A 20303-nucleotide genomic window follows, 5' to 3' on the forward strand; every position below is an offset into this window, starting at 1 on the left:
AAAGCCATGCCTGAGATCGTCCGCACGCTCGGCCGCGACATTCTGACCTCGGCCCCGGACGCGGCGCTGACCCGCGAATGGCTGGTGTCCAACGGGCTGGGCGGCTACGCCTCGTCCTCGGTCAGCGGCGCCGTCACCCGGCGTTATCATGGATTGCTGATCGCCGCCTTGCCGGCGCCGCTCGGCCGCGTCGTCATGCTCAGCCAGCTCAACGACGTGATTATCTTGCCGGACGGCACGGAGCGGCGGCTGACCAGCCACGACCCCGGCCCCAACTCGCGCAGCGGCGACTGGCAGGGGCACGTGGCCGAGTTCCGGCTGGAGATGGGGCTGCCGGTCTGGCGCTATGAGCTGGACGGCATCATCATCGAGAAGCAGGTGGTGCTGCCGTACCGGCAGAACATCGTGCACGTCACCTACCGCGTGGTGAAGGCGCCGGAGGCGGTGCAGCTGCGCCTGCGGCCGGTGCTGGCGTTCCGTCGGCTGGAAGCGGCGGTGGACCAGCCGCTGGCCCGCGACTACCGCGTCGTCGCCGACGGTCACCATTACGACGTGTGGGCCGGCCCCGACCTGCCGGTGCTGCGCATGACCATCGAGGGCGCGCAGATGCCGCTGACGCTTGACGGCGGCGCCCGGCGCGACCTGTTCTATTCGGTCGAGGCGGAGCGCGGCTACGATTCCCGCGGCTCGCTGTGGACGCCGGGCTATTTCAGCGGCCCGCTGCACCAGGGGCAGACGCTGACCTTCGCGGCGGCCACCGAATCCTGGCAGCGCGTCGAGGCGCTGCCCCCCGACGACGTGCTGAAGTTCGAGCACGAACGCCGCCGCCGGCTGGTGCGAACGTCGCATCCCTCGCTTCGCCAGGGGCCGATGGCCGAGCTGGTGCTGGCGGCGGACAGCTTCGTCTTCGTGCCGGCCGGCCGGCTGGTGGACCAGATGCGCGCCCGCGCCGAGGGCGACGAGGTGCGCACGGTGATCGCCGGCTACCACTGGTTCACCGACTGGGGCCGCGACACCATGATCAGCCTGGAGGGGCTGACGCTGACCACCGGGCGGCACGTCGAGGCGGGGTGGATCCTGCGCACCTTCGCGCATTACATCCGCCACGGCCTGATCCCCAACATGTTCCCGGACGGCAAGGACGAGGGACTCTACCACACCGCCGACGCGACGCTGTGGTTCTTCCACGCGCTGAACCGCTATGTGCGGGCGACCGGCGACCGCCACACGCTGCGCATCATCCTGCCGCGGCTGGTCGACGTCATCGAGCACCACCGGCGCGGCACCGACTACGGCATCAGGATGGACGATGCCGATGGCCTGCTGCGCCAGGGAGAGGAGGGCTATCAGCTCACCTGGATGGACGCCAAGGTGGACGACTGGGTGGTCACCCCGCGCCGTGGCAAGGCGGTGGAGATCAACGCGCTGTGGTACAACGCGCTGTGCCTCACCGCCGGCTGGCTGGAGGAGGAAGAGGGCACCCAGGCCGCCGAGCCCTATCGGGCGATGGCGGCCAAGGCGCTGGCGTCCTTCAACAAGCGCTTCTGGAACGAGGGGCGCGGCTGCCTGTACGACGTCATCGACGGCGAGCATGGCGACGACGACGCCATCCGCCCGAACCAGATCTTCGCCGTCTCGCTGGACAACCCGGTGCTCGACCGCAAGCATTGGGAGGCGGTGGTCACCATCGTGCGCGAGCGGCTGGAAACGCCGGTCGGTCTGCGTTCGCTGGCGCCGGGGCATCCAGACTACAAGGCGAAGTACTTCGGCGATCTGCGGGCGCGCGACGCCGCGTATCACCAGGGCACGGTGTGGGCCTGGCTGATCGGCCCGCTGGTGGATTCGTGGCTGAAGCTGCACCCGGAGGATCTGGCCGGCGCGCGCAAGCTGCTGGACGGCTTCCTGCCGCACCTGAACGAGGCGGGCATCGGCACCATCTCCGAGGTCTTCGATGCCGAGCCGCCCTTCACCCCGCGCGGCTGCATCGCCCAGGCCTGGAGCGTCGCCGAAGTGGTCCGCTGCTGGGCCGCCACCGAACCGCCGATGGCCCAGGCGGCGGAGTAGGGGGCGGCAGAGTAGGGGGCATACTCCCTAGCGATAGATGTACCTCCGGCTCGGGCTTCTACCGATAGGGCTAGGTAGAACAGACTCGATGCAAGCCCGTTGGAATGGTTTATATTCGATTACCAGCGCTCTGGAATTTCCGGGGCGCGCGGTCCAGGAGGTGCCCATGCAGGATGTCTTCGGGACGTCTTGCGAGCCGCGCTCCACGCGGCATCCGGCCATGAGCGGCGGTCCCCGCCGTTTCGGCTATGTGGCGCCGACGCTGGCCGCCACCGTGTTCGCCGCGCTGATCCTGCACCTGTTGGCCGAGCTCGCCTCGCGGCTTGATGCCGGCGACCCGGCCGGCGCCGTCGCGGTGCTGCTGGGGGTGGCGGCGGTGCTGGTGACGCTGATGCCCTTCGCCGTGCTGTTTGCCTTGCGCGCGCGCCGTGCTTGGCTCGCCACCATGACGCCGGACGCCCGATCGGGCGGGTCGGCGCTGGTGTCCGGCCGGCGATGACCCCAACTCACGGTTTCGGTTGCGCCGGCCCGGATGCCTGCGCATAAACTCGACGCGCACCGTTCGCGAAGGGATGCGCACCGATGGGCCTGTTTGATTTTCTGAAGACTTCTGTCAAGGACGGCAAGAAGAAGCCCGGAGCGAAAGCGGCCGGTGCCCGCAAGGCGGCCAGCGGCAGCAGCATCGCCTTCGACGGCAAGAGCTTCCCGCTGGCGGCCATCACCACCAAGGGTTTCTCCACGTCGAGCTTCGACGGCTCGCTGATTTCCGGTCAGAACGCGCGGGTCACCGTGACCGTGGATGACCAATACGGCCGCTTCAGCTTTACCACCAACGTGATGATCAGCGAGGCCGACAACAGCAAATGCGTCGGCGCCTGGATGATGATCGCCCCCGATCTGGAGGCGGTCATCCGCAAGTACGGTCAGAACAAGAAAGCCGCCGGGAAGTGAATTTCCTGATCAGTGCGGCGCGGCGCCGATGGTGGCGCGGGCGCTGATCACGGGTTCGGCGGCGTTCACCAACTGCGGCGCCGCCAGATTGCGCATGCTGGCGATCCACTCCGACAGGGTGACGAACTCACAGCCCTTGGCGCGCAGCGTTGCGATGACGCGCGGCAGCGCGGTGGCCGTCGACGGGTAGGTGGAGTGCAGCAGGATGACGCTGCCGGTGCCGGCGTCGGTCTTCACGTGCTGGACGATCTTGTCAGGATCGCGCACCTGCCAGTCGCGGGTATCGACGTTCCACAGCACCGGGCTCATGTGCTCCTTACGGGTGTTCGCCAGCAGTTCCAGCGTGTAGCGGCCGTAGGGCGGGCGGAACAGCACCGGGTTGGCGCCGAAGCTGCGCAGGATGCGGTTGGTCTCGGCGATTTCGAAGCGCTGCGCTTCCGAAGGCATGGAGCGCAGATCGCTGTGCGTGAAGCTGTGGTTGCCGATCTCGTGGCCGGCGGCGACGAAGTCGCGGATCACGTCGCCGTGCTTGGACGCCGCGTTGCCGACCGGGAAATAGGTGGCGCGGATCTTCTCCTGGTTCAGGATGTCGAGGATCTGCCGGGTCACCGTGCGGTGCGGGCCGTCGTCGAAGGTCAGCGCGCAGAGGTTCCAGCCGCGCTTGGTCAGCACCGCCGGCATGATGTCCATGTCGGTGTCCGGCACCACGGAACCGAGCCGGCCGCGCCGGCGGGCGCGCTTCTCGATCTCGACCATCGTCGTAGCGTATTCGTCGTTGTAGAAGACGATGCCTTCCATGGGGTTGCTCTGCGACGCCTGGGCCGCCTGGGCCGCCTCCGGAAGCACGGCCGGCGCGGGTGCGGCCGGCACGGAAGCGACCTGTGCCGGTGCAGCCTGTGTCTGCGCCGTCTGTGTCTGTGCCGGCGCCGGCTTGGGAGCCGCCACCACCTCGGTCCGCGTGCCCGCGGTGGCGGGCCGGGGCGGCGGCGGGGCGGGGGCCGCCGCCGGTGGGGCCGGTGCCGCGGCCGAGGCCGCCGCGTCCTTGTCCAGCAGCACGCAGCCGAAGCCGGCGCTGACGATGCGGCGGCACAGCACGGCGGCGTTGCCGTCGGCCGTCATGGAGGCGCGCAACGCCACGCCGCCGCCCTGGCGCTTGGAGTCGAGCGTCACCACGGTGGGGGTCAGGCTGCGCGCAATGTCCGGTCCACGGCGCTGGATCTGCTGCCACGCCCACCACGCCTCGCCCTCTTTCTGAAAGAGGCCGAGCTGGAGCACGGGGCCACCCTTCGGCGCCGGGGCCGCTGCGGACGCCGGAACGGCGGCGTACAGCGAAACGGCTATGCCGAACAGCGCCGAGGAAAGGCGGCCGGTGCGGGCAGTCTGAAACGAAGGCAGGAGCGGCAAGGCAGTGGACCCCGTCTAAGGCCCGCAACTCTGTGCAGGACCAGTCGTCGGATACCACCCCTTTGAGAGTAATTCAAAGGACAAGGTAGGGGCGAACGGCCCCTCAGTCGCTTTCCTCGTCCGAGTTGCACGCAAGATACGGTCGGTAGAGGGCGTCCGCCTGCAAAATGTGCTCCCGCAGCCACCGGCTCAGGAAATCCAGCACTTCGTCGCCGAGGCCGGCCTGATCGCCCTCCACCACGCGGCGGCGGATCGCCAGCACCTGCTCGGTCAGGACGGCGTGCGTGCGCTTGTGGCCGGGCAGCGCCGGATAGCCGGCGCGCTCCATGTATTGCTCTTCCTTCTCGAAGTGGAAGACCGTGTAGTCGACCAGCTCGTCAAGCACCGCTTCCAGATTGATGCGGTCCTGCCGGCTCTCCGCCCCGGCCAGCTGGTTGATCAGCTCGATCAGCACACGGTGGTCGTTGTCGAGGTCTTCGACGCCGACGCTCATGCCGTCGTTCCAGGTGATGATGGTGACGGCCGCACGCATCTCCATGACCTTCAAGAACGCGTCGACAACCACCGGGTCGAACTCGATCCCGGCGCGGTCACGCACATAGGCGATGGCTTCGGCCTGCGGCCATGCGTCCTTGTAGGAGCGGCGGTGTGTCAGCGCGTCGAACACGTCGGCCACCGCGACGATGCGCGCCGACAGCGGGATCGCCTCGCCCTTCAGACCGCTGGGATAGCCGCTGCCGTCGAACTTCTCGTGGTGAAAGCCGGCGATCTCCGCCCCCATGGCGAGGTAGCCGCCGACCTCCGACAGGCGCGCCGCGCGCTCCAGGATGACACGGCCGTTGTGGCTGTGGTTCTGCATCAGCGCCCGTTCCTCGGGGGCGAGGCGGCCGGGCTTTTGTAGGATGCCATCGGGGATCGTCACCTTGCCGACGTCGTGCAGCATGCTGGCGACGCGCATCAGCTCGCGGAAACGGGCGTCGATGCGGTCGCGGTAGGGACCGGCCTGCTGGAGCGCGCGGGCGATCTCGTCGGTCAGCCGCGAGACGCGCAGGATGTGCTGCGAGGCGTAGGAATCCTTGTGCTCGGCCAGGGTGGCGAGTGCCACCACGCTGGCCTTGTGCACGCGCCGGAAACGCAGCTCGGCCAGCACCGTGTCGTCCGCAGCGGGATTGCGGGTGGGATTACGGGTGGCTGGGGGAGGGCCGCCGAGGGCGCGGCGGCCGATCCGGAAGCGCCGGCCCGTCGCGCCAAACTCAGTCGAACCCATCATCCTCTCCGCATGGACATCGGTCAATTTCACGTGGGTAAATAGTGCGGCTGCGTGGTGTGGTTTTTCAAGCCTCTTAGAAACTTAAGGTTTTTTGATCAGATGCGTTGGTAGAGGGAAGCGTCGGTCAATGCCGACAATCCGATGATGAGTTCCTCCGTACCGCCGCCCTCCACGCGCAGACGCGCGTGCGGCGGCAACCCGGTGCGCTGGTCGAAGGCGACGACGACCAGCACGCGGTGCGGCTGTCCGGTGCGGATGAAGCGGTCGCCGACCGCGATCGGTTTTTGCCGCCACGCCATGCGGATCCCCTCTGTGGCGGCGCCCACCGGCGCGCGCGTCTCAGGGAACTTGGGCGGGCATGGGAGCCCGGCAAGCGGGTACCTCCATGGCGGAATCCGGGGACGGAATCCGTGCGGAACCAAGGGCTGCGCTGCCCGGTTAAGAAGCCGCAGCCTTCATAGACTTCCCGCCCGCTGCCGCCCATTGCCGCCCATTGCCCAGGAGGAGAGCACCCGGAATGGCCGATGACCTGGAAGACCGCATCCGCCGGCGCGCCCATCAGATCTGGGAGCGCGAAGGCCGCCCGGAGGGGCGTCATGCCGACCATTGGGCGCTTGCCAAGGAGGAGATCGCCATCGAGGACAACTATGGCGAAACCCTGAAACCCAACCCCGCGCATGGGCCTGACGACACCGCCGCACGCACCGAGCCGGTCGAGCCGGTGCTGAGCATGGCGAGCCAGGGAGAGATGCCGGGCATCACCGACCAGGGCGAGGAGTTCCAGATCCCCGGGCGCGGCGACCGTGCGCCCTGGCCGGAAACCGACACCGACCGTGCCCGCGACCGCGGCGCCACCGGCTCGGCGCCCGTCACAGGGGAGCCGGGGCGCCGGAAGGGACGCAGCAAAGTCGCCGGCTGAGAACGCGCCTCACGAGGGGGACCGCCATGAACACGAACCTGGAAATCGCCTTCCACAACATGGACACGTCCGAAGCGTTGGAGGCTTACATCCGCGAACGCTCGGAAAAGCTGGAGCGCATGTACGACCGTCTGGTCGGCATGCGCGTCGCTGTGGAGAAGCAGCACCGCCAGCACCGCACCGGCAATGTCTTCGACGTCCACATCGAACTGATGGTGCCTGGCCAGGACATCGTCGTCAGCCGCAAGCCGGCCAAGGCGCACGAGAAATACGTCAACCCCGACGCCCGCACCTCGGTGCGCGACGCCTTCGACGCGGCGGAGCGCCAACTCATCGAGTACAAGCAGAAGCAGCGCGGCGCCGTGAAGGTGCACGATGCCGAGGAGCCCGGCTACATCACGCAGATCAACGGCGACCACGGCTTCCTGCGGACCAACACCGGCACGCAGCTCTATTTCCACCGCAACTCGTGCATCAACGTGGTGCTGGAGGAACTGCACCAGGGCGACCCGGTGAAGTACGTGGAGACGGTGGGCGACACCGGCCCCACCGCGTCCAAGGTCTGGCGTGCGGCGGGATCGGAAACCGAACTGGCGCGGACGTGAGAGGGGAGTATCGGTCACCATTCTTCACGGATGTCACGGATTGAGGCACGGATTTCACGGATTTTTTGATGCTTGCAGCGCCGTGGCCCACGGGCAGGCGCGCGCTGCGGCAAGATTAAAAAATCCGTGTAATCTGTGTCCAAATCCGCGAAATCCGTGTGAATTCAGTGGTTCCCATTGAAGGACTCACTCCACCAGCTTCTGGTGCTCCAGGAACGCGGCCTTCAGCAGCGCCTTCAGCTCGTCCGGGTAGTTCTGGAAGCGCACGGAGATCTGCTCCTTGGCCCGGTTCACGTGCACCACCACCACCTGGGTCTCGGCCGTGACCTCCGGGCGGCCGGCCAACGCCAGACGGACATCCACCACCTTGCCGTGCCGCCACGGCAGGTCGGGTGCCTGGAGGCACAGGCCGCCGACCGACCAGTTGCGGGTGCGGTGCTCGCCGCGTTCGCTGGTCGCCACGATCACCGGGCGGACGTAGCGCTTCTGCCGTCGCCGCTCGTGGGGCTCGGCGGGGCGGGGCGGCGCCGTGTCGCCCGGCGTCAGGCCCGAGCCCTCCAGCCGTGCACGGTCCAGGCGCACCGAGCGCACGATGGCCTGGTGCAGGTCGGCATCGCGCAGATCGGCGCCCGACAGGTCGGCGCCGTCGAAGTTGGCCGGCCATGAGCGCCCGCCGGACAGCACCAGCGGCTTTGCCACCGCGCGCGCCAGCACCACTCCCTTGAGCACGCATCGGCGCAGCGTGGCACCGCGCAGATCGGCGCGGGCGAGGTCGGCGCCTTCCAGTTCGCTGTAGGACAAATCCACCATCTGCAAATCCGCCCCGGCGAGCCGCGCGCCCGGCAACCGGCAGCGTCGCAGCCGCGCCGCCGCCAGCACCCGCCCGGCCAGTTCGATTCCCGGCGGCAGCGCCACCAGATCGAGGTCGAGGCGGGTGCCGGCGTGGCCCTGCCGTTCGACCCACGCCTCGTGCGCCGCCAGCGCGGCGAGGAACGCCGCAGCGGTCATCGGCGTGCAGCGCGGCTCGACGATGGCGTCGGGCGGCAGCGCGAAGGGGATGAAGGTGCGGTCCAGCGTGGCGCGGTCGATCACCGTGCCGCCGAAGATGGCGCCGTCCAGCGTGGCGCCGGTCAGGTCGATGCCGAGCAGCACCGCCGCGGACAGCTCCGCCCCAGTCAGGTCGGCGTCGTTGAGGTCGGCGCCCGACAGGTCGCAGCCGGTGAAATTGGCCCCGGTGAGGATCGAGCGCTCCATCTGCGCCTCGGTCAGGCGCGTGAGGCCGCCGGCCCGGACGGCCGCCGCCGCGGGTCCGCCGACCTCTTCCATCAGTTCGCCGGCCCGGCAGTCGGCCCCGCGCATCACGGCGTCGGTCAGCACAGCGCGGTGCAGGTTGGCGCCGCGCAGGTCGGCACCGGACAGGTTGGCCCCGGTGAGGTCGGCGCGCTCCAGGTCAGCGCCGAACAGGTCGGTCTGGCTGAGGTCGGCGGTCATCAGTCTGGCGCCGGCCAGATTGGCGCCGGCCAGCTTGGCCCCGGTGAGCGTCACCCGGCGCAGGTCCATTTCGGCGAGGTCGCGGAAGCTCAGGTCGGCCCGCCGCCCGCCGCGCCGCCGCAACCAGTTCTGGTGAGCGAGCAGTATGCCCTTGATCTCTTCGGTGTCGGCGGTGTCGCAGGTGAGCATGTGGAAACGCGGATGGGGAAGCTCAGGCTTGAGTATGCGCGCCCGCGCGCTGTCCGTCACGCATTGGCCGTCACGCGCTGCCCTTGAACCACGGGGGGTGAAGCGCCACTGTTCCAGCGTCCGTTGCGTTGCGGCATCGGTTTCGCCCGCGCGTTCTCGAAGAGTGCTTGGAATGATCGAACTGGATGAGCTGGAGCGCGACGCGCTGACCGAGCTGCTCAACATGGGGGTCAGCCGGGCCGCCACGTTCCTCAGCAAGATGGTGTCCGATCAGGTCACCCTGTCCGTGCCGACGGTCTCCATTGTCGAGCGCGAGACCGCCGTCCACACGCTCACCCGCGACGAGCCGGTGCAGTTCGTTGCGGTCGGGCAGAATTTCCAGGGCCGCTTTTCCGGCCGCGCGCTGCTGATCTTCCCCGAGGTCAACTCGCTGGAACTGGTGCGCGCCGCCGTTGGCGACGGCTACAGCCTGGAGGAGATCGCCGACCTGGAGCAGGAGGCGCTGACCGAGATGGGCAACATCATCCTCAACGGCTGCCTGTCGATCATCGCCAACTCGCTGCGCGAGACCCTCGACATCTCGCTGCCCAGCCTGCTGCGCGGCGATGGGCGCAGCATCCTCTACAGCCGCAGCGCCGACGACATGCCGAGCGACCATGTGCTGCTGCTCTACATCGACTTCTCGATCCGCAGCCGCAACGTCCGCGGCTACATCGCGCTGCTGATGGATCTGCCGTCGCTGACGGCGCTGCGCGAACTGATCCACCGGTTCATCGCCGGCATGGCACCGGAGGCCGGTCATGGCCAGCGACCGGGCTAATCCGCCCGCCCTCGCGCCGCCTGAGGTGCTGTCCGGCATCCTGGGCGCGCTCGATGCCGGGGTCGTCGTGCTGGATTCGGCGCGGCGCGTGCGTCTGTGGAACGGCTGGATGGAGCGCGCCACCGGCCGCCCGGCCGCCGATGCGCTGGGGCGCGGCTTTCTGGAGCTGTTCCCGGAGGTGCGCGAGTCGCGCATCGACGCGGCAATCGCCGACGCGCTGGAAAACGGAGCCCCGGCGGTGCTGTCGCACACGCTGAACCGTTTCCTGTTCGGGCTGAAGCGGGCGGATGGCCAGCCCATGGTGCACAGCACCACCGTGCGCCGCCTGGACGCCGGCGGCTATGCCGACACGCCGGGGCCGCTGTGTCTGGTGCAGATCGCCGACGTGACGCCCGCCGCCCAGCGCGACCGGCTGCTGCGCGAGCGGCGCGAGGCGCGTTACCGCGCGGTGGTCGACACGGCGCGCGACGCCATCGTCACCACCGACGTCGCCGGCACCATCCAATGGCTGAACCGCGCCGCCGAGCACGGCTTCGGCTACGGCGCGGCCGAGGCGGTGGGGCAGCCTATCGGCCTGATCCTCGGTGACGCCGCCGCGCTGTGGCTGGCGCCGCCCGACCCGGCGGGCGAGGCTGGCCCGTACGAGGCGGCCGGCCGGCGCAAGGGCGGCGGCACGGTGGATCTGGAGCTGTCGCTGGCGCGCTGGACGGTGGAGGGCCGCGGTTCGATCACCGGCATCCTGCGCGACGTGACCGAGCGCCGCCGCGTGCAGCAGGAACTGCACCGCGCCGTGGAGCAGAAGAGTTTGCTGCTGCGCGAGGTCAACCACCGCGTCAAGAACAGCCTGCATCTGGTGTCCAGCCTGATGCAGCTTCAGATGCGCGGCCTGGCGGACCCGGAGCTGCGGCGTCAAGTGCAGGACGCCATCGGCCGCATCCACGCCATCGCCCAGGTGCACTCGCGCCTCTACCAGACCGAGCGGTTCGAGACGGTGGAACTGTCCACCTACCTCCAGGCGCTGTGCGACGATCTGGTCAGCGCGTCCGGCGATTCGTCCGGCTTCCAGTTGCGGGTCGAGGCGGACGTGGTGGAGTTGCCAACCGACCACGCGGTGCCGCTCGGCCTCATCGCCAACGAGATGATCACCAACGCCATCAAGCACGGCGCCGGCCGGCCCCTGGAGGTGGTGGTGTCGTTGCGCCGCGCGGCGCCCCGGCTGCTGTTCACCGTCTCGGACAACGGCCCCGGCCTACCGGCGGACTTCAGCCTGAACGCCACCCGGAGCCTGGGCATGCGCATCGTTACGACGCTGAGCCGGCAGATCGGCGGCACGCTGGAGGTGCTGCCGACAGAGCAGGGCGCCAGCTTCCGCCTCGTCCTCCCGCTGAGCGGCGAGGACGGCCCGGCCGCGGAAAGCGTGGTGGCCCTGTAGGTTTTACGCCGCTGCCGCGGCCTGCTTGCGGCGCCCGGGCAGGACGCGGCGGATCACCACCGCCAGCACGATCCCGGCGACGATCAAGCCGGCGCCGATCAGCGGACGATGCGCCAGCCACGCCACCGCGATCACGCCGAGCGTCAGCGGAACGGCGACGACCAGCGCCAGCCCGAAGCTGGCGACGTCCACCACCGATTCCAGGAAGGGCACGACGCTGGCCAGCCACGCGATCGGGCTCGCCATCAGCACCAGGCCGAACAGCATCACGAAGAAGCCCACGGCGCGCAGCACCCAGGTCAGGATGTTCTCGTCCGACTTGGCGTCCTGGAACATGGCCGCCGCGCTGTGCGTGCCGACCTCGACGAGGTTGATGGTGTGCCCCCGCTCGCCCGGGAAAGCGGCCAGCGTGCCACCGGTCTGCGCGGCGACGACGCTGATGGTCTGCGCCGGCACGACCCGGAAGCCGACCCGCAGGTCGCCGATCCGCGGTTGGTCGGGCGAGGCGCCGCGGTAGAGCTGATCGCCGACCCATCGGAACCCCTGGGGCACGGCGGCGGTGGAGTCCGCCGGCAGAGGCTCGAACGCGTCGATTTTCTTGATCTGGCTCTGGTCCAGCGTGAACGCGCCGAGCTTGGCCCCACGCGCGTCGACGGTGGTGGTGCGGTAGGGCATGGCGGGGTTGACGTGCCCCTCCTGCTTCTTGAAGGACCCGGAATCGATGGGATTCTCGGACCATTCCTTGGCGTAGTGATAGGTGGTCGTCTTGGTCTCGCCGCCGCCCAGAGACTTCTCGGTCTTGCTCTCCTCCGTCTGGCGCCACTGGTACATCTCGACCCGGCGTTCGAGTCGCAGCACCCCCGCCGCGCCGACGTGAAAGGCCGTGTCGGTCAGCGATCCGGGCGCCGTGACGGGACCGGCGACGTGGATGAGGCGCCCTTCGTTGGCCGGCAGGACGGACTCGGCCAACACCGACACCACCGTCTTCGCTCCGGCGTTCAGCGCGGTGATCGCATCCACCGCGCGCCCCTCGTTCCAATAGAGCAGGACGATGCTGCCGACAAACATGAGCAGGCCGATGAACACCCCCGCGATCGAATTGCCGAAGCGGCCGAGCCAACTCGAGTGCGTCACGTCGGTGACGCTGTCGGCGTCCGTGTCGCTGCTCGTGGTGAAGGTGTCTGAGGTGTCAGAGCCAGCGTCGCTGGTGGTCGTGAAGGTGTCGTCGTCGTCGGCCATGGCTGCCTCACACGTGCTCGGGCGAATTCGGGCAGCCTAGCAGAGCAATTTTGATCCGATACCCCTTTCGCGCATCCCGCAGACACAAAAAAGGCCGCCCGCGGGCGGCCTCTTCCGTTTCGTCACGGCCGGGGATCAGCCCGGCTGCGAGGTCTTCTGGCGCAGCGCCTGGATCAGGCCCTCGATGCGGCCGCCGTTCGACTGGATCACCGAGGAGAACTCCTGGCGCTGGGTCACGCCCATGCTCACCCCCTCGACCACCACGTCGATGATCTTGTAGCTGGCGTCACGCTTGCGCACGCGCCAGTCCACCGCCACCGGCGGGCCGTTCGGGCGGATCACCTGCGTCGTCACCATGGTGTCGTTGTCGCCCTCGGGGCGCGAACCGGTGATCTTGAACGTCTCGCCGGAGTATTCGACGAAGCGGTCGGCGTAGGTCTTGACGATCAGCCGCTCGAACAGCTGCTGGTATTCCTGCTGCTGCTGCGGGCTGGCCTGATTCCAGTAGCGGCCCAGCACCCAGCGGCCGATGTACGGCACGTCGAAACCGGTGTTCAACAGCTCCTTGAAGCGGGCCAGGGCTTCCGGCTTCGGCTTGCTCTTGTTGGCAAAGCTGCTGATCGCCTCGTTGCCGAGCTTCTGAATGAACGCGCTGGCGCCCGTATCGGACGACTGAGCGAAGGCGGAGGGTATGGCCCAACTGCTGAACGCGAGCAGGGCTGCACCGGTGAGGAAATGGCGGCGGGTCAGCATGGCAAGGTCAAGATGGCTGTGGTGTGGCTTTTGTCAACTGTAATGGGGTCAGCGCAACGGCGAGATGTTCGGCCTAGCGTCTTCCGGGAACTCCGGGAATTCCGGGGTGCCGGTGGTCGTGCTGTTGCTGATCGCGGCGGCGCGCTGCTGGTGGTAGAGGCTGCGCGCGGCCGCGTAGAAGTCCAGCGAGTTGCGGCGCAGGTCGTCCACCTCGCGCAGGAGACGCGAGCGGGTGTCGATCGCCGCCGTGGCGGAGCGGCCATAGAGTGCGCTCTTGGCGTCGTTAGCCGACGTCCAGATCCGGAACGGGTCGGCCACCGTGTCGACGCCATAGCCCACCGCGTCGCGGGCGTTCGAGCGGCCGATCAGCGGCAGCACCAGATACGGCCCTTCGCCCACGCCCCACACGCCCAGCGTCTGGCCGAAATCCTCGGTGCGGTACGGCGGAATGCCGGCCGTGGAGGCCACGTCGAGGACGCCGCCCAAGCCGAGGATGGCGTTGGTCATGAAGCGGCCGGTGGCGTCGCTGGCGTTCTTCACGTCACCTTGCAGCAGCGAGTTGCCGATCACCAGCGGCGCCAGCAGGGTGTCCAGAACGTTCTGCACGGCATCGCGCACCGGGTCGGGCACCACGCCGTGATACACCTCCGCCGCCGGGCGGATGACCAGCGTGTCGGCCGCGTCGTTCAGCGCGAACACGAAGCGATTCGGCACCTCCAGGGGGTCGTAGACCTCGTCGTTCGACGCGACCTTGGTACCGGACGCGCACCCGGCCAGCGCCAGGGCGACGGTGGCGGCGAGCGCCGTGCGGAAGATCGTGCGGGAAAGGCTGGCCGGGATCATGGAGGGCAATTCGTTTCTTGTTGCAGGGGAGGCCGGCCACCCGATGCGGTGCGCGCCGGGCGGCGAGTTTGGAAGCGCTCTCATTTCCGGCGGAAGCCTCCGGTCGGAAAACCGGACCGCACCCGCCCAGTCAGTCCACTAACACAGGCGTTGCCATTTGACCAGTGTGGGACAAACCCCTTGGATCGCATGGGGAGCAACTGTGGTAATCGCGCCCCTGTCCGCGCACCCGCTGCACACGCCTTGGGCGGTGGGGTTGGCCTTTGCCGCGGGAGAGCGGGCCGAGGTTGCGGAATTCGGTTTACGCTGCATAAAGATATCTTTATATCTCTATCCGTAGGAGCGGGGCGCGGCCTCAGCAAGTGGATTGGCGGCTGGCGATGGACGATTTGCTGGCAACACTGAAGGCGGCGGCGGAGCCGACACGACTGCGTCTGCTGGCGCTGTGCGCGCACGGCGAGCTGACGGTCAGCGAACTGACGCACATCCTAGGGCAGAGCCAGCCGCGCGTCTCACGCCATTTGAAGCTGCTGTGCGACGCCGGTCTGCTCGACCGCTTCCGCGAGGGTACCTTCGCCTTCTACCGGCAGGCCGAGAAGGGGCCGTCGGCGGCGCTGGCGCGGGTGCTGGTGGACGCCATCCCGGACGATGATCCGACCCTGGCGCTCGACCTGGAGCGGCTGGAGGCGATCAAGCGTTCGCGCTCCGAGGCGGCGGCGACCTATTTCCGCGAGAACGCCCAGCGCTGGCACGAGATCCGCTCGCTGCACGTGCCCGAGCGCGAGGTGGAGGAGGCGCTGCTGCGTCTGCTGCCCGACGACGGCGTGGGCGAGTTGCTGGACATCGGCACCGGCACCGGGCGCATGCTGGAGGTGCTGGGGCCGAAGAGCCCGCGCGCCGTCGGCATCGACCAGTCGCGCGAGATGCTGTCGGTCGCCCGCTCCAAGCTGGAGGCGGCGGGCCTGCGCCACTGCCACGTCCGGCAGGCGGACATGTACCAGATGCCGTTCCCGGCGGCCTCCTTCGACACCGCGGTGGTGCATCAGGTGCTGCATTACACCGAGGACCCGGCCGACGTGCTGGCCGAGGCGGCGCGCGTTCTGCGCCCCGGCGGCCGGCTGCTGATCGTCGATTTCGCGCCGCACGGGCTGGAAGTCCTGCGCGCCGAGCACGCCCACCGCCGCCTGGGCTTCGCCGACGACGAGGTCGCGGCGTGGTGCCGGCAGGCCGGCCTCGATTGCGGGCCGGTGGTGCATCTGCCGGGCGACCCGCTTACCGTTTCCATCTGGCCCGCCGTCCGCCTCGCGGCGCGCGCGGCAGGTGCCGACATTCCCTCTCTCTCCATTTCTGGAGCCCTGTCATGAATTCTTCAGCCCCGGCGGTCAGCTTCGAGTTCTTCCCGCCCAAGACGGAGAAGATGGAACAGAGCCTGTGGCAGGCCATCCAGCGCCTTGCCCCGCTGTCGCCCGCCTTCGTCTCGGTGACCTACGGGGCCGGCGGCTCGACCCGCGAGCGCACGCACAACACGGTGTGCCGCATCCAGAAGGAAACCGGCATCCCGGCGGCGGCGCACTTCACCTGCGTCGGCGCCACGCGGGACGAGATCGACGCCATCGCCCGTACCTACTGGGACGCCGGCATCCGTCACCTCGTGGCTCTGCGCGGCGACCCGCCGGAGACCGAGGGCGGGGTGGGGGGGCGCTATACGCCGTACCCCGGCGGCTACGCCTACGCCGCCGATCTGGTGGAGGGGATGAAGCGGGTTGCCGGCTTCGAGATTTCCGTGGCCGCCTACCCGGAGACCCACCCGGAGGCGCCCAGCGCGCAGTTCGACCTGGACAATCTCAAGCGCAAGGTGGACGCCGGGGCGACCCGCGCTATCACGCAGTTCTTCTTCGACAACGACGCGTATTTCCGCTTCCTGGACCGCTGTGCGGCGGCGGGGATTCACGTGCCGATCGTGCCGGGCATCCTGCCGATCACCAACTACGCCCGCGCGGTGGAGTTCGCCGGCAAGTGCAACGCCAGGATTCCGGAGAAGATGGCTGCGACCTTCGAAGGGCTGGACGCCGACCCGGAGACCCGGCTGCTGGTGGCGGCGACGGTGGCGGCCGAGCAGTGCCAGGCCTTGCAGGCGGCCGGGGTGGAGCACTTCCACTTCTACACGCTGAACCGCGCCGACCTGACGGTGGCCATCTGCCGGATGCTGGGCATCAAGGCGGCGGCCCCGGCTCCGGCGGCTGGGTGAGACGACGGACGGAGCCCATGTTAGGGTGATGGGAACGTATGCGCGGAGGCCGGCCATGAGCGGTAAGTTCGCTTACGACGAAGACTATTACGCCTGGACCCAGGAACAGGCGCGGCTTCTGCGCGAGGCGGCCACGACACGGATCAACATGCCCCTGGATTTCGAGAATCTGGCCGAGGAGATCGAGAGTATGGGGCGCTCGGACGCAAGGGCACTGAGCAGCGCCCTCATGCGTGTCATCGAACATTTGCTGAAGCTCGAACACTCCACGGCTGCCGATCCGCGGGCGGGGTGGCGGCGCTCCGTCGTCAACCACCGCATCGACGCGGAGGAGGAACTGGAGACGAGCCCCAGCCTGCGCGGCCGCATCGATCTCGGCCGCATTCACCGCAACGCACTGCGTCTGGCAGCCAACGGGTTGGAGTGCGACGGCGTCTCCGCGAAGGCGCTGCCGCCCGAATGCCCCTACACCCTTGACCAGATCCTCGACCATGACTGGTGGCCGGCGAACCGGCACGCTCTCGACTGACCCCGACCCATCCAAGAAAACGAACAGAGTCCCATGCCCCACATCCTCGACACCCTGCGTGACCGCGTTCTCCTGTGCGACGGCGGGTTCGGCAGCCGCATCCAGGCCATCGACCTTGACGTCGAGAAGGACTTCTGGGGGCACGAGAACTGCACCGACATCCTGCCGCTGTCGCGCCCCGACATCGTCCGCGAGATCCACCGCGGCTACTATGAAGCCGGCGCCGACATGGTGGAGACCGACACCTTCGGCGCCTCGCCGGTGACGCTGGGCGAGTTCGGGATCGGCGACAAGGCGTTCGAGATCAACCAGCGCGCCGTCGAACTGGCGCGCGAAGCGGCGGAGACGTTCAAGGATGGCCGGCCGCGCTTCGTCCTCGGCTCCATCGGGCCGGGCACCAAGCTGCCGAGCCTCGGGCACATGCCCTACGCCGCCCTGGAGGACAGCTTCCATGTGCAGGCGGCCGGGCTGATCGCCGGTGGCGCCGACGCCATCCTCATCGAGACCTGCCAGGACCCCTTGCAGATCAAGGCCGCCGTCAACGGCGTCAAGCGCGCCCGCAACGAGGCCGGCAGCGACACGCCGGTCTTCGTGCAGGTGACCGTCGAGACCACCGGCACGCTGCTGGTCGGCACGGACATCGCCGCGGCGGCGACCATCATCCAGGCGCTCGACGTGCCGCTGATGGGCCTGAACTGCGCCACCGGGCCGCTGGAGATGGGCGAGCACGTGCGCTGGCTATCCCAGAACTGGCCGGGCCTGATCTCCGTGCAGCCCAACGCCGGCCTGCCGGAACTGGTGGACGGCAAGACGCACTACCCGCTGGCGGCGGCCGATTTCGGCCACTGGCTGGAGCGCTTCATCGCCGAGGACGGCGTCAATCTGGTGGGTGGCTGCTGCGGCACCAACGTGCCGCACATCGCCGCGGCCGACGCCGTGCTGCGCAAGCTGGCGCCGGCCGGCCAGCACCGCCCGTCGCCCAAGGGGCGCACCGTGCACTGGGTGCCGGCCGTGGCGTCGCTGTACTCCCAGGTCACGCTGCGCCAGGAGAACGCCTTCTTCGCCATCGGCGAGCGCTGCAACGCCAACGGCTCCAAGAAGTGGCGCGAGCTTCAGGAACGCCACGACTGGGACGGCTGCGTCGAGATGGCGCGCGAGCAGGTCAAGGAGGGCAGCCACTCCCTCGACGTCTGCACCGCCTTCGTCGGCCGCAACGAAGTCGCCGAGATGACCGAGGTGGTGCAGCGCTTCGTCGGCTCGGTCACCGCCCCGCTGGTCATCGATTCGACCGAGCTGGTGGTGCTGGACACCGCGCTCCAGCTCTATGGCGGCAAGGCGATCATCAACTCCATCAACTTCGAGGACGGCGAGGAGCCGGCCCGCAAACGCCTGGAACTCGCCAAAAAATTCGGCGCCGCGGTGATCGCGCTGACCATCGACGAGGAAGGCATGGCGAAGACGCCCGAGCGCAAGCTCGCCGTCGCCAAGCGCCTCTACGATCTGGCGGTGGGCGAGTACGGGCTGGCCCCGGCCGATCTGCTGTTCGACCCGCTGACCTTCACCATCGCCACCGGCAACGAGGACGACCGCAAGCTGGCGATCTGGACGCTGGAGGGCATCGAGGCGATCGCCAGGGAGATGCCCGGCTGCCAGATCATCCTCGGCCTGTCGAACGTGTCGTTCGGCCTGAACGCGGCGGCGCGGCACGTACTGAACTCGGTGTTCCTCGACCACGCCGTCAAGCGCGGCATGACCGGCGCCATCGTGCACGTCTCCAAGATCATGCCGCTGCACCAGATTGCCGAGCAGGAGGTGAAGGTCGCCGAAGACCTGATCTTCGACCGGCGGGCGGAGGGTTACGACCCGCTCCAGGCCTTCATCGCGCTGTTCGAGGGCCGCAAGGCGGCCGACGCCAAGAAGAAGACCCGCCCGGAAACCGTCGAGGAGTGCCTGAAGCAGCGCATCATTGACGGCGACCGCACCGGCCTGGACGACGACCTCAAGGCGGCGCTGGAAAAGTACCCCCCGCTGGAGATCATCAACACCTTCCTGCTCGACGGCATGAAGGTGGTGGGCGAACTGTTCGGCAGCGGCAAGATGCAGCTTCCCTTCGTGCTCCAGTCGGCCGAGACGATGAAGGCGGCGGTGGCCTACCTGGAACCCCTGATGGAGAAGATCGAGGGCCAGCAGAAGGGCACGATGGTGCTCGCCACGGTGAAGGGCGACGTGCACGACATCGGCAAGAACCTTGTGGACATCATCCTCACCAACAACGGCTACAAGGTCGTCAACCTCGGCATCAAGCAGCCTATCGGCGCCATCATCCAGGCGGCGAAAGAGCACAAGGCGGATGCCGTGGGCATGTCCGGCCTGCTGGTGAAGTCCACCGTCGTCATGCGCGAGAACCTCGCGGAGATGACCCGCGAAGGGCTGGAGATCCCGGTGATGCTCGGCGGTGCGGCGCTGACCCGCGCCTATGTCGAGGACGACTGCGTCAAGTCCTACGGCTCCGGTCGCGTGGCGTACGCGGGGGATGCCTTCGACGGGCTGACGCTGATGGACAAGGTGGTCACCGGCGACTTCGACAACTTCCTCGCCGTCCAGCAGGCCAAGCGCGCCGGCAAGGCGACCAACCGCCGCCGCGTGCTCGGGCAGGCCACCAGCGCCGCCACCGGCCCGGTGGACGTAGAGGCCGTGCGCGCCCGCCGCAACCGCCTGAACGAGGGCGTTGCGGTGCCCACTCCGCCGTTCTGGGGCGCCAAGGTCATCGAGTACGTGCCGCTGAAGACGCTGGTGACGTACCTGAACGAGCGCATGCTGTACCAGCTGCAGTGGGGCTACCGGAAGGACGGCAAGTCCTTCGAGGAGTTCATGGCGTGGGCGAAGAAGGATCTGCGCCCGGTGCTCGACCGCATGCTGCAGATCTGCGCCAAGGAGGAGATCCTGCACCCGCAGGCCGCCTACGGCTACTGGAAGGCGGCGGCCGAAGGCAACGACGTGGTGCTGTTCGATGAATCGGGCAAGGCCGAGGTGGCCCGCTTCACCCTGCCGCGCCAGGGCAAGGAGGATGGTGAGTGCATCGCCGACTTCTTCCGCGACGTGAACGACCCCGAGCGCGACGTGATCGGCCTCCAGGTGGTGACCATGGGCCAGAAGGCCAGCGACGTGGCGAACCAGTGGTTCGCCGAGAACCGCTACCAGGATTACCTGTACCTGCACGGCATCTCGGTGGAGATGGCCGAGGCGATGGCCGAGTACGTGCACGCCCGCATCCGCGCCGAGTTGGGCTTCGGCGCCGAGGACGCCCGCGACAAGGAGAAGCTGTTGCAGCAGGGCTACCACGGCTCGCGGTATTCGTTCGGCTACCCGGCGTGCCCGAACCTGGAGGACCAGAAGCACCTGATGAAACTGCTGGGCGCCGAGCGCATCGGCGTCGAACTGTCCGACGAGTTCCAGCTCCACCCGGAGCAGAGCACGTCCGCCATCGTCGTGCACCACCCCAGGGCGAAGTACTTCAGCGTGTGATGGGCGGCGTGTGATGGGCGA

At 68.5% G+C, this 20303-nt stretch carries 18 protein-coding genes; 11 read left to right on the forward strand and 7 right to left on the reverse strand.

The window, feature by feature from the left end; all coding sequences use genetic code 11:
• The first annotated feature begins 6 nt into the window (after positions 1–6).
• From ACSVDD_RS09265 to ACSVDD_RS09275, 3 genes are all read left to right on the forward strand, one after another.
• Positions 7–2064, forward strand: coding sequence for an amylo-alpha-1,6-glucosidase (locus ACSVDD_RS09265; RefSeq protein ID WP_448189038.1), 2058 nt, complete (start codon positions 7–9; stop codon positions 2062–2064).
• Between the two features lie 166 nt (positions 2065–2230).
• Positions 2231–2563: a hypothetical protein gene (locus ACSVDD_RS09270; RefSeq protein ID WP_448189039.1), complete on the forward strand. Its 333-nt coding sequence runs from the start codon at positions 2231–2233 to the stop codon at positions 2561–2563.
• Positions 2564–2646: 83 nt separating this feature from the next.
• Entirely contained in the window at positions 2647–3015 is a 369-nt protein-coding gene (locus tag ACSVDD_RS09275) for a hypothetical protein (protein WP_448189040.1), read from the forward strand.
• Positions 3016–3024: 9 nt separating this feature from the next.
• Here ACSVDD_RS09275 and ACSVDD_RS09280 read toward each other — a convergent pair whose 3' ends face one another.
• From ACSVDD_RS09280 to ACSVDD_RS09290, 3 genes are all read right to left on the reverse strand, one after another.
• A complete protein-coding gene (locus ACSVDD_RS09280) occupies positions 3025–4419 on the reverse strand; it encodes a polysaccharide deacetylase family protein (RefSeq protein ID WP_448189041.1) in 1395 nt (464 codons plus the stop codon).
• 103 nt (positions 4420–4522) lie between these two features.
• Positions 4523–5686 carry a bacteriohemerythrin gene (locus tag ACSVDD_RS09285; protein ID WP_448189042.1) on the reverse strand — a complete coding sequence of 388 codons (1164 nt, stop codon included), beginning with the start codon at positions 5684–5686 and terminating at the stop codon, positions 4523–4525.
• 98 nt (positions 5687–5784) lie between these two features.
• Complete coding sequence (locus ACSVDD_RS09290; protein WP_448189043.1) at positions 5785–5988, reverse strand: hypothetical protein; 204 nt, start codon at positions 5986–5988, stop codon at positions 5785–5787.
• 218 nt (positions 5989–6206) lie between these two features.
• Here ACSVDD_RS09290 and ACSVDD_RS09295 point away from each other — a divergent pair, with 218 nt between their 5' ends.
• The gene (locus tag ACSVDD_RS09295; protein ID WP_448189044.1) at positions 6207–6608 is read left to right on the forward strand and encodes a DUF2934 domain-containing protein; all 402 of its coding nucleotides are present in this window, start codon (positions 6207–6209) and stop codon (positions 6606–6608) included.
• A 26-nt stretch (positions 6609–6634) separates the two neighbouring features.
• On the forward strand, positions 6635–7213 hold the full coding sequence (locus tag ACSVDD_RS09300; protein WP_448189045.1) for an HPF/RaiA family ribosome-associated protein: 579 nt from the start codon (positions 6635–6637) through the stop codon (positions 7211–7213).
• Between the two features lie 186 nt (positions 7214–7399).
• Here ACSVDD_RS09300 and ACSVDD_RS09305 read toward each other — a convergent pair whose 3' ends face one another.
• On the reverse strand, positions 7400–8893 hold the full coding sequence (locus tag ACSVDD_RS09305) for a pentapeptide repeat-containing protein (protein ID WP_448189046.1): 1494 nt from the start codon (positions 8891–8893) through the stop codon (positions 7400–7402).
• A gap of 172 nt (positions 8894–9065) precedes the next feature.
• Between ACSVDD_RS09305 and ACSVDD_RS09310 the strand changes: the two genes are divergently transcribed.
• Both ACSVDD_RS09310 and ACSVDD_RS09315 read left to right on the forward strand, forming a co-directional pair.
• Positions 9066–9713 carry a chemotaxis protein CheX gene (locus ACSVDD_RS09310; RefSeq protein ID WP_448189047.1) on the forward strand — a complete coding sequence of 216 codons (648 nt, stop codon included), beginning with the start codon at positions 9066–9068 and terminating at the stop codon, positions 9711–9713.
• Positions 9694–11145, forward strand: coding sequence for a sensor histidine kinase (locus ACSVDD_RS09315; protein WP_448189048.1), 1452 nt, complete (start codon positions 9694–9696; stop codon positions 11143–11145). The genes ACSVDD_RS09310 and ACSVDD_RS09315 overlap by 20 nt, the downstream gene beginning before the upstream one ends.
• Before the next feature lie 3 nt (positions 11146–11148).
• Here ACSVDD_RS09315 and ACSVDD_RS09320 read toward each other — a convergent pair whose 3' ends face one another.
• From ACSVDD_RS09320 to ACSVDD_RS09330, 3 genes are all read right to left on the reverse strand, one after another.
• Positions 11149–12384, reverse strand: a complete 1236-nt coding sequence (locus tag ACSVDD_RS09320) for a TMEM43 family protein (RefSeq protein ID WP_448189049.1) — start codon at positions 12382–12384, stop codon at positions 11149–11151.
• A gap of 135 nt (positions 12385–12519) precedes the next feature.
• Positions 12520–13137 carry an MlaC/ttg2D family ABC transporter substrate-binding protein gene (locus tag ACSVDD_RS09325; RefSeq protein WP_448189050.1) on the reverse strand — a complete coding sequence of 206 codons (618 nt, stop codon included), beginning with the start codon at positions 13135–13137 and terminating at the stop codon, positions 12520–12522.
• 48 nt (positions 13138–13185) lie between these two features.
• Positions 13186–13980: an MlaA family lipoprotein gene (locus ACSVDD_RS09330; RefSeq protein ID WP_448189051.1), complete on the reverse strand. Its 795-nt coding sequence runs from the start codon at positions 13978–13980 to the stop codon at positions 13186–13188.
• A 380-nt stretch (positions 13981–14360) separates the two neighbouring features.
• Between ACSVDD_RS09330 and ACSVDD_RS09335 the strand changes: the two genes are divergently transcribed.
• From ACSVDD_RS09335 to metH, 4 genes are read left to right on the forward strand one after another with little or no spacing between them, the layout of a single operon-like run.
• The gene (locus ACSVDD_RS09335; protein WP_448189052.1) at positions 14361–15344 is read left to right on the forward strand and encodes an ArsR/SmtB family transcription factor; all 984 of its coding nucleotides are present in this window, start codon (positions 14361–14363) and stop codon (positions 15342–15344) included.
• On the forward strand, positions 15341–16228 hold the full coding sequence (gene metF, locus ACSVDD_RS09340) for a methylenetetrahydrofolate reductase [NAD(P)H] (protein ID WP_448189053.1): 888 nt from the start codon (positions 15341–15343) through the stop codon (positions 16226–16228). Before ACSVDD_RS09335 ends, metF begins: the two co-directional genes overlap by 4 nt.
• Before the next feature lie 55 nt (positions 16229–16283).
• Positions 16284–16757 carry a DUF29 domain-containing protein gene (locus ACSVDD_RS09345; RefSeq protein ID WP_448189054.1) on the forward strand — a complete coding sequence of 158 codons (474 nt, stop codon included), beginning with the start codon at positions 16284–16286 and terminating at the stop codon, positions 16755–16757.
• A gap of 33 nt (positions 16758–16790) precedes the next feature.
• A complete protein-coding gene (gene metH / locus ACSVDD_RS09350) occupies positions 16791–20282 on the forward strand; it encodes a methionine synthase (protein WP_448189055.1) in 3492 nt (1163 codons plus the stop codon).
• Positions 20283–20303 lie beyond the last annotated feature (21 nt).

It is taken from the genome of Azospirillum terrae (genome assembly GCF_053470425.1).

Excerpts from the sequence above, each read along its gene's own strand:
- ACSVDD_RS09265 (WP_448189038.1), top strand. The coding sequence starts at position 7 with ATGCCTGAGATCGTCCGCACGCTCGGCCGCGACATTCTGACCTCGGCC.
- ACSVDD_RS09270 (WP_448189039.1), top strand. The coding sequence starts at position 2,231 with ATGCAGGATGTCTTCGGGACGTCTTGCGAGCCGCGCTCCACGCGGCAT.
- ACSVDD_RS09275 (WP_448189040.1), top strand. The coding sequence starts at position 2,647 with ATGGGCCTGTTTGATTTTCTGAAGACTTCTGTCAAGGACGGCAAGAAG.
- ACSVDD_RS09285 (WP_448189042.1), bottom strand. The coding sequence starts at position 5,686 with ATGGGTTCGACTGAGTTTGGCGCGACGGGCCGGCGCTTCCGGATCGGC.
- ACSVDD_RS09290 (WP_448189043.1), bottom strand. The coding sequence starts at position 5,988 with ATGGCGTGGCGGCAAAAACCGATCGCGGTCGGCGACCGCTTCATCCGC.
- ACSVDD_RS09295 (WP_448189044.1), top strand. The coding sequence starts at position 6,207 with ATGGCCGATGACCTGGAAGACCGCATCCGCCGGCGCGCCCATCAGATC.
- ACSVDD_RS09300 (WP_448189045.1), top strand. The coding sequence starts at position 6,635 with ATGAACACGAACCTGGAAATCGCCTTCCACAACATGGACACGTCCGAA.
- ACSVDD_RS09305 (WP_448189046.1), bottom strand. The coding sequence starts at position 8,893 with ATGCTCACCTGCGACACCGCCGACACCGAAGAGATCAAGGGCATACTG.
- ACSVDD_RS09310 (WP_448189047.1), top strand. The coding sequence starts at position 9,066 with ATGATCGAACTGGATGAGCTGGAGCGCGACGCGCTGACCGAGCTGCTC.
- ACSVDD_RS09315 (WP_448189048.1), top strand. The coding sequence starts at position 9,694 with ATGGCCAGCGACCGGGCTAATCCGCCCGCCCTCGCGCCGCCTGAGGTG.
- ACSVDD_RS09320 (WP_448189049.1), bottom strand. The coding sequence starts at position 12,384 with ATGGCCGACGACGACGACACCTTCACGACCACCAGCGACGCTGGCTCT.
- ACSVDD_RS09325 (WP_448189050.1), bottom strand. The coding sequence starts at position 13,137 with ATGCTGACCCGCCGCCATTTCCTCACCGGTGCAGCCCTGCTCGCGTTC.
- ACSVDD_RS09330 (WP_448189051.1), bottom strand. The coding sequence starts at position 13,980 with ATGATCCCGGCCAGCCTTTCCCGCACGATCTTCCGCACGGCGCTCGCC.
- ACSVDD_RS09335 (WP_448189052.1), top strand. The coding sequence starts at position 14,361 with ATGGACGATTTGCTGGCAACACTGAAGGCGGCGGCGGAGCCGACACGA.
- metF (WP_448189053.1), top strand. The coding sequence starts at position 15,341 with ATGAATTCTTCAGCCCCGGCGGTCAGCTTCGAGTTCTTCCCGCCCAAG.
- ACSVDD_RS09345 (WP_448189054.1), top strand. The coding sequence starts at position 16,284 with ATGAGCGGTAAGTTCGCTTACGACGAAGACTATTACGCCTGGACCCAG.
- metH (WP_448189055.1), top strand. The coding sequence starts at position 16,791 with ATGCCCCACATCCTCGACACCCTGCGTGACCGCGTTCTCCTGTGCGAC.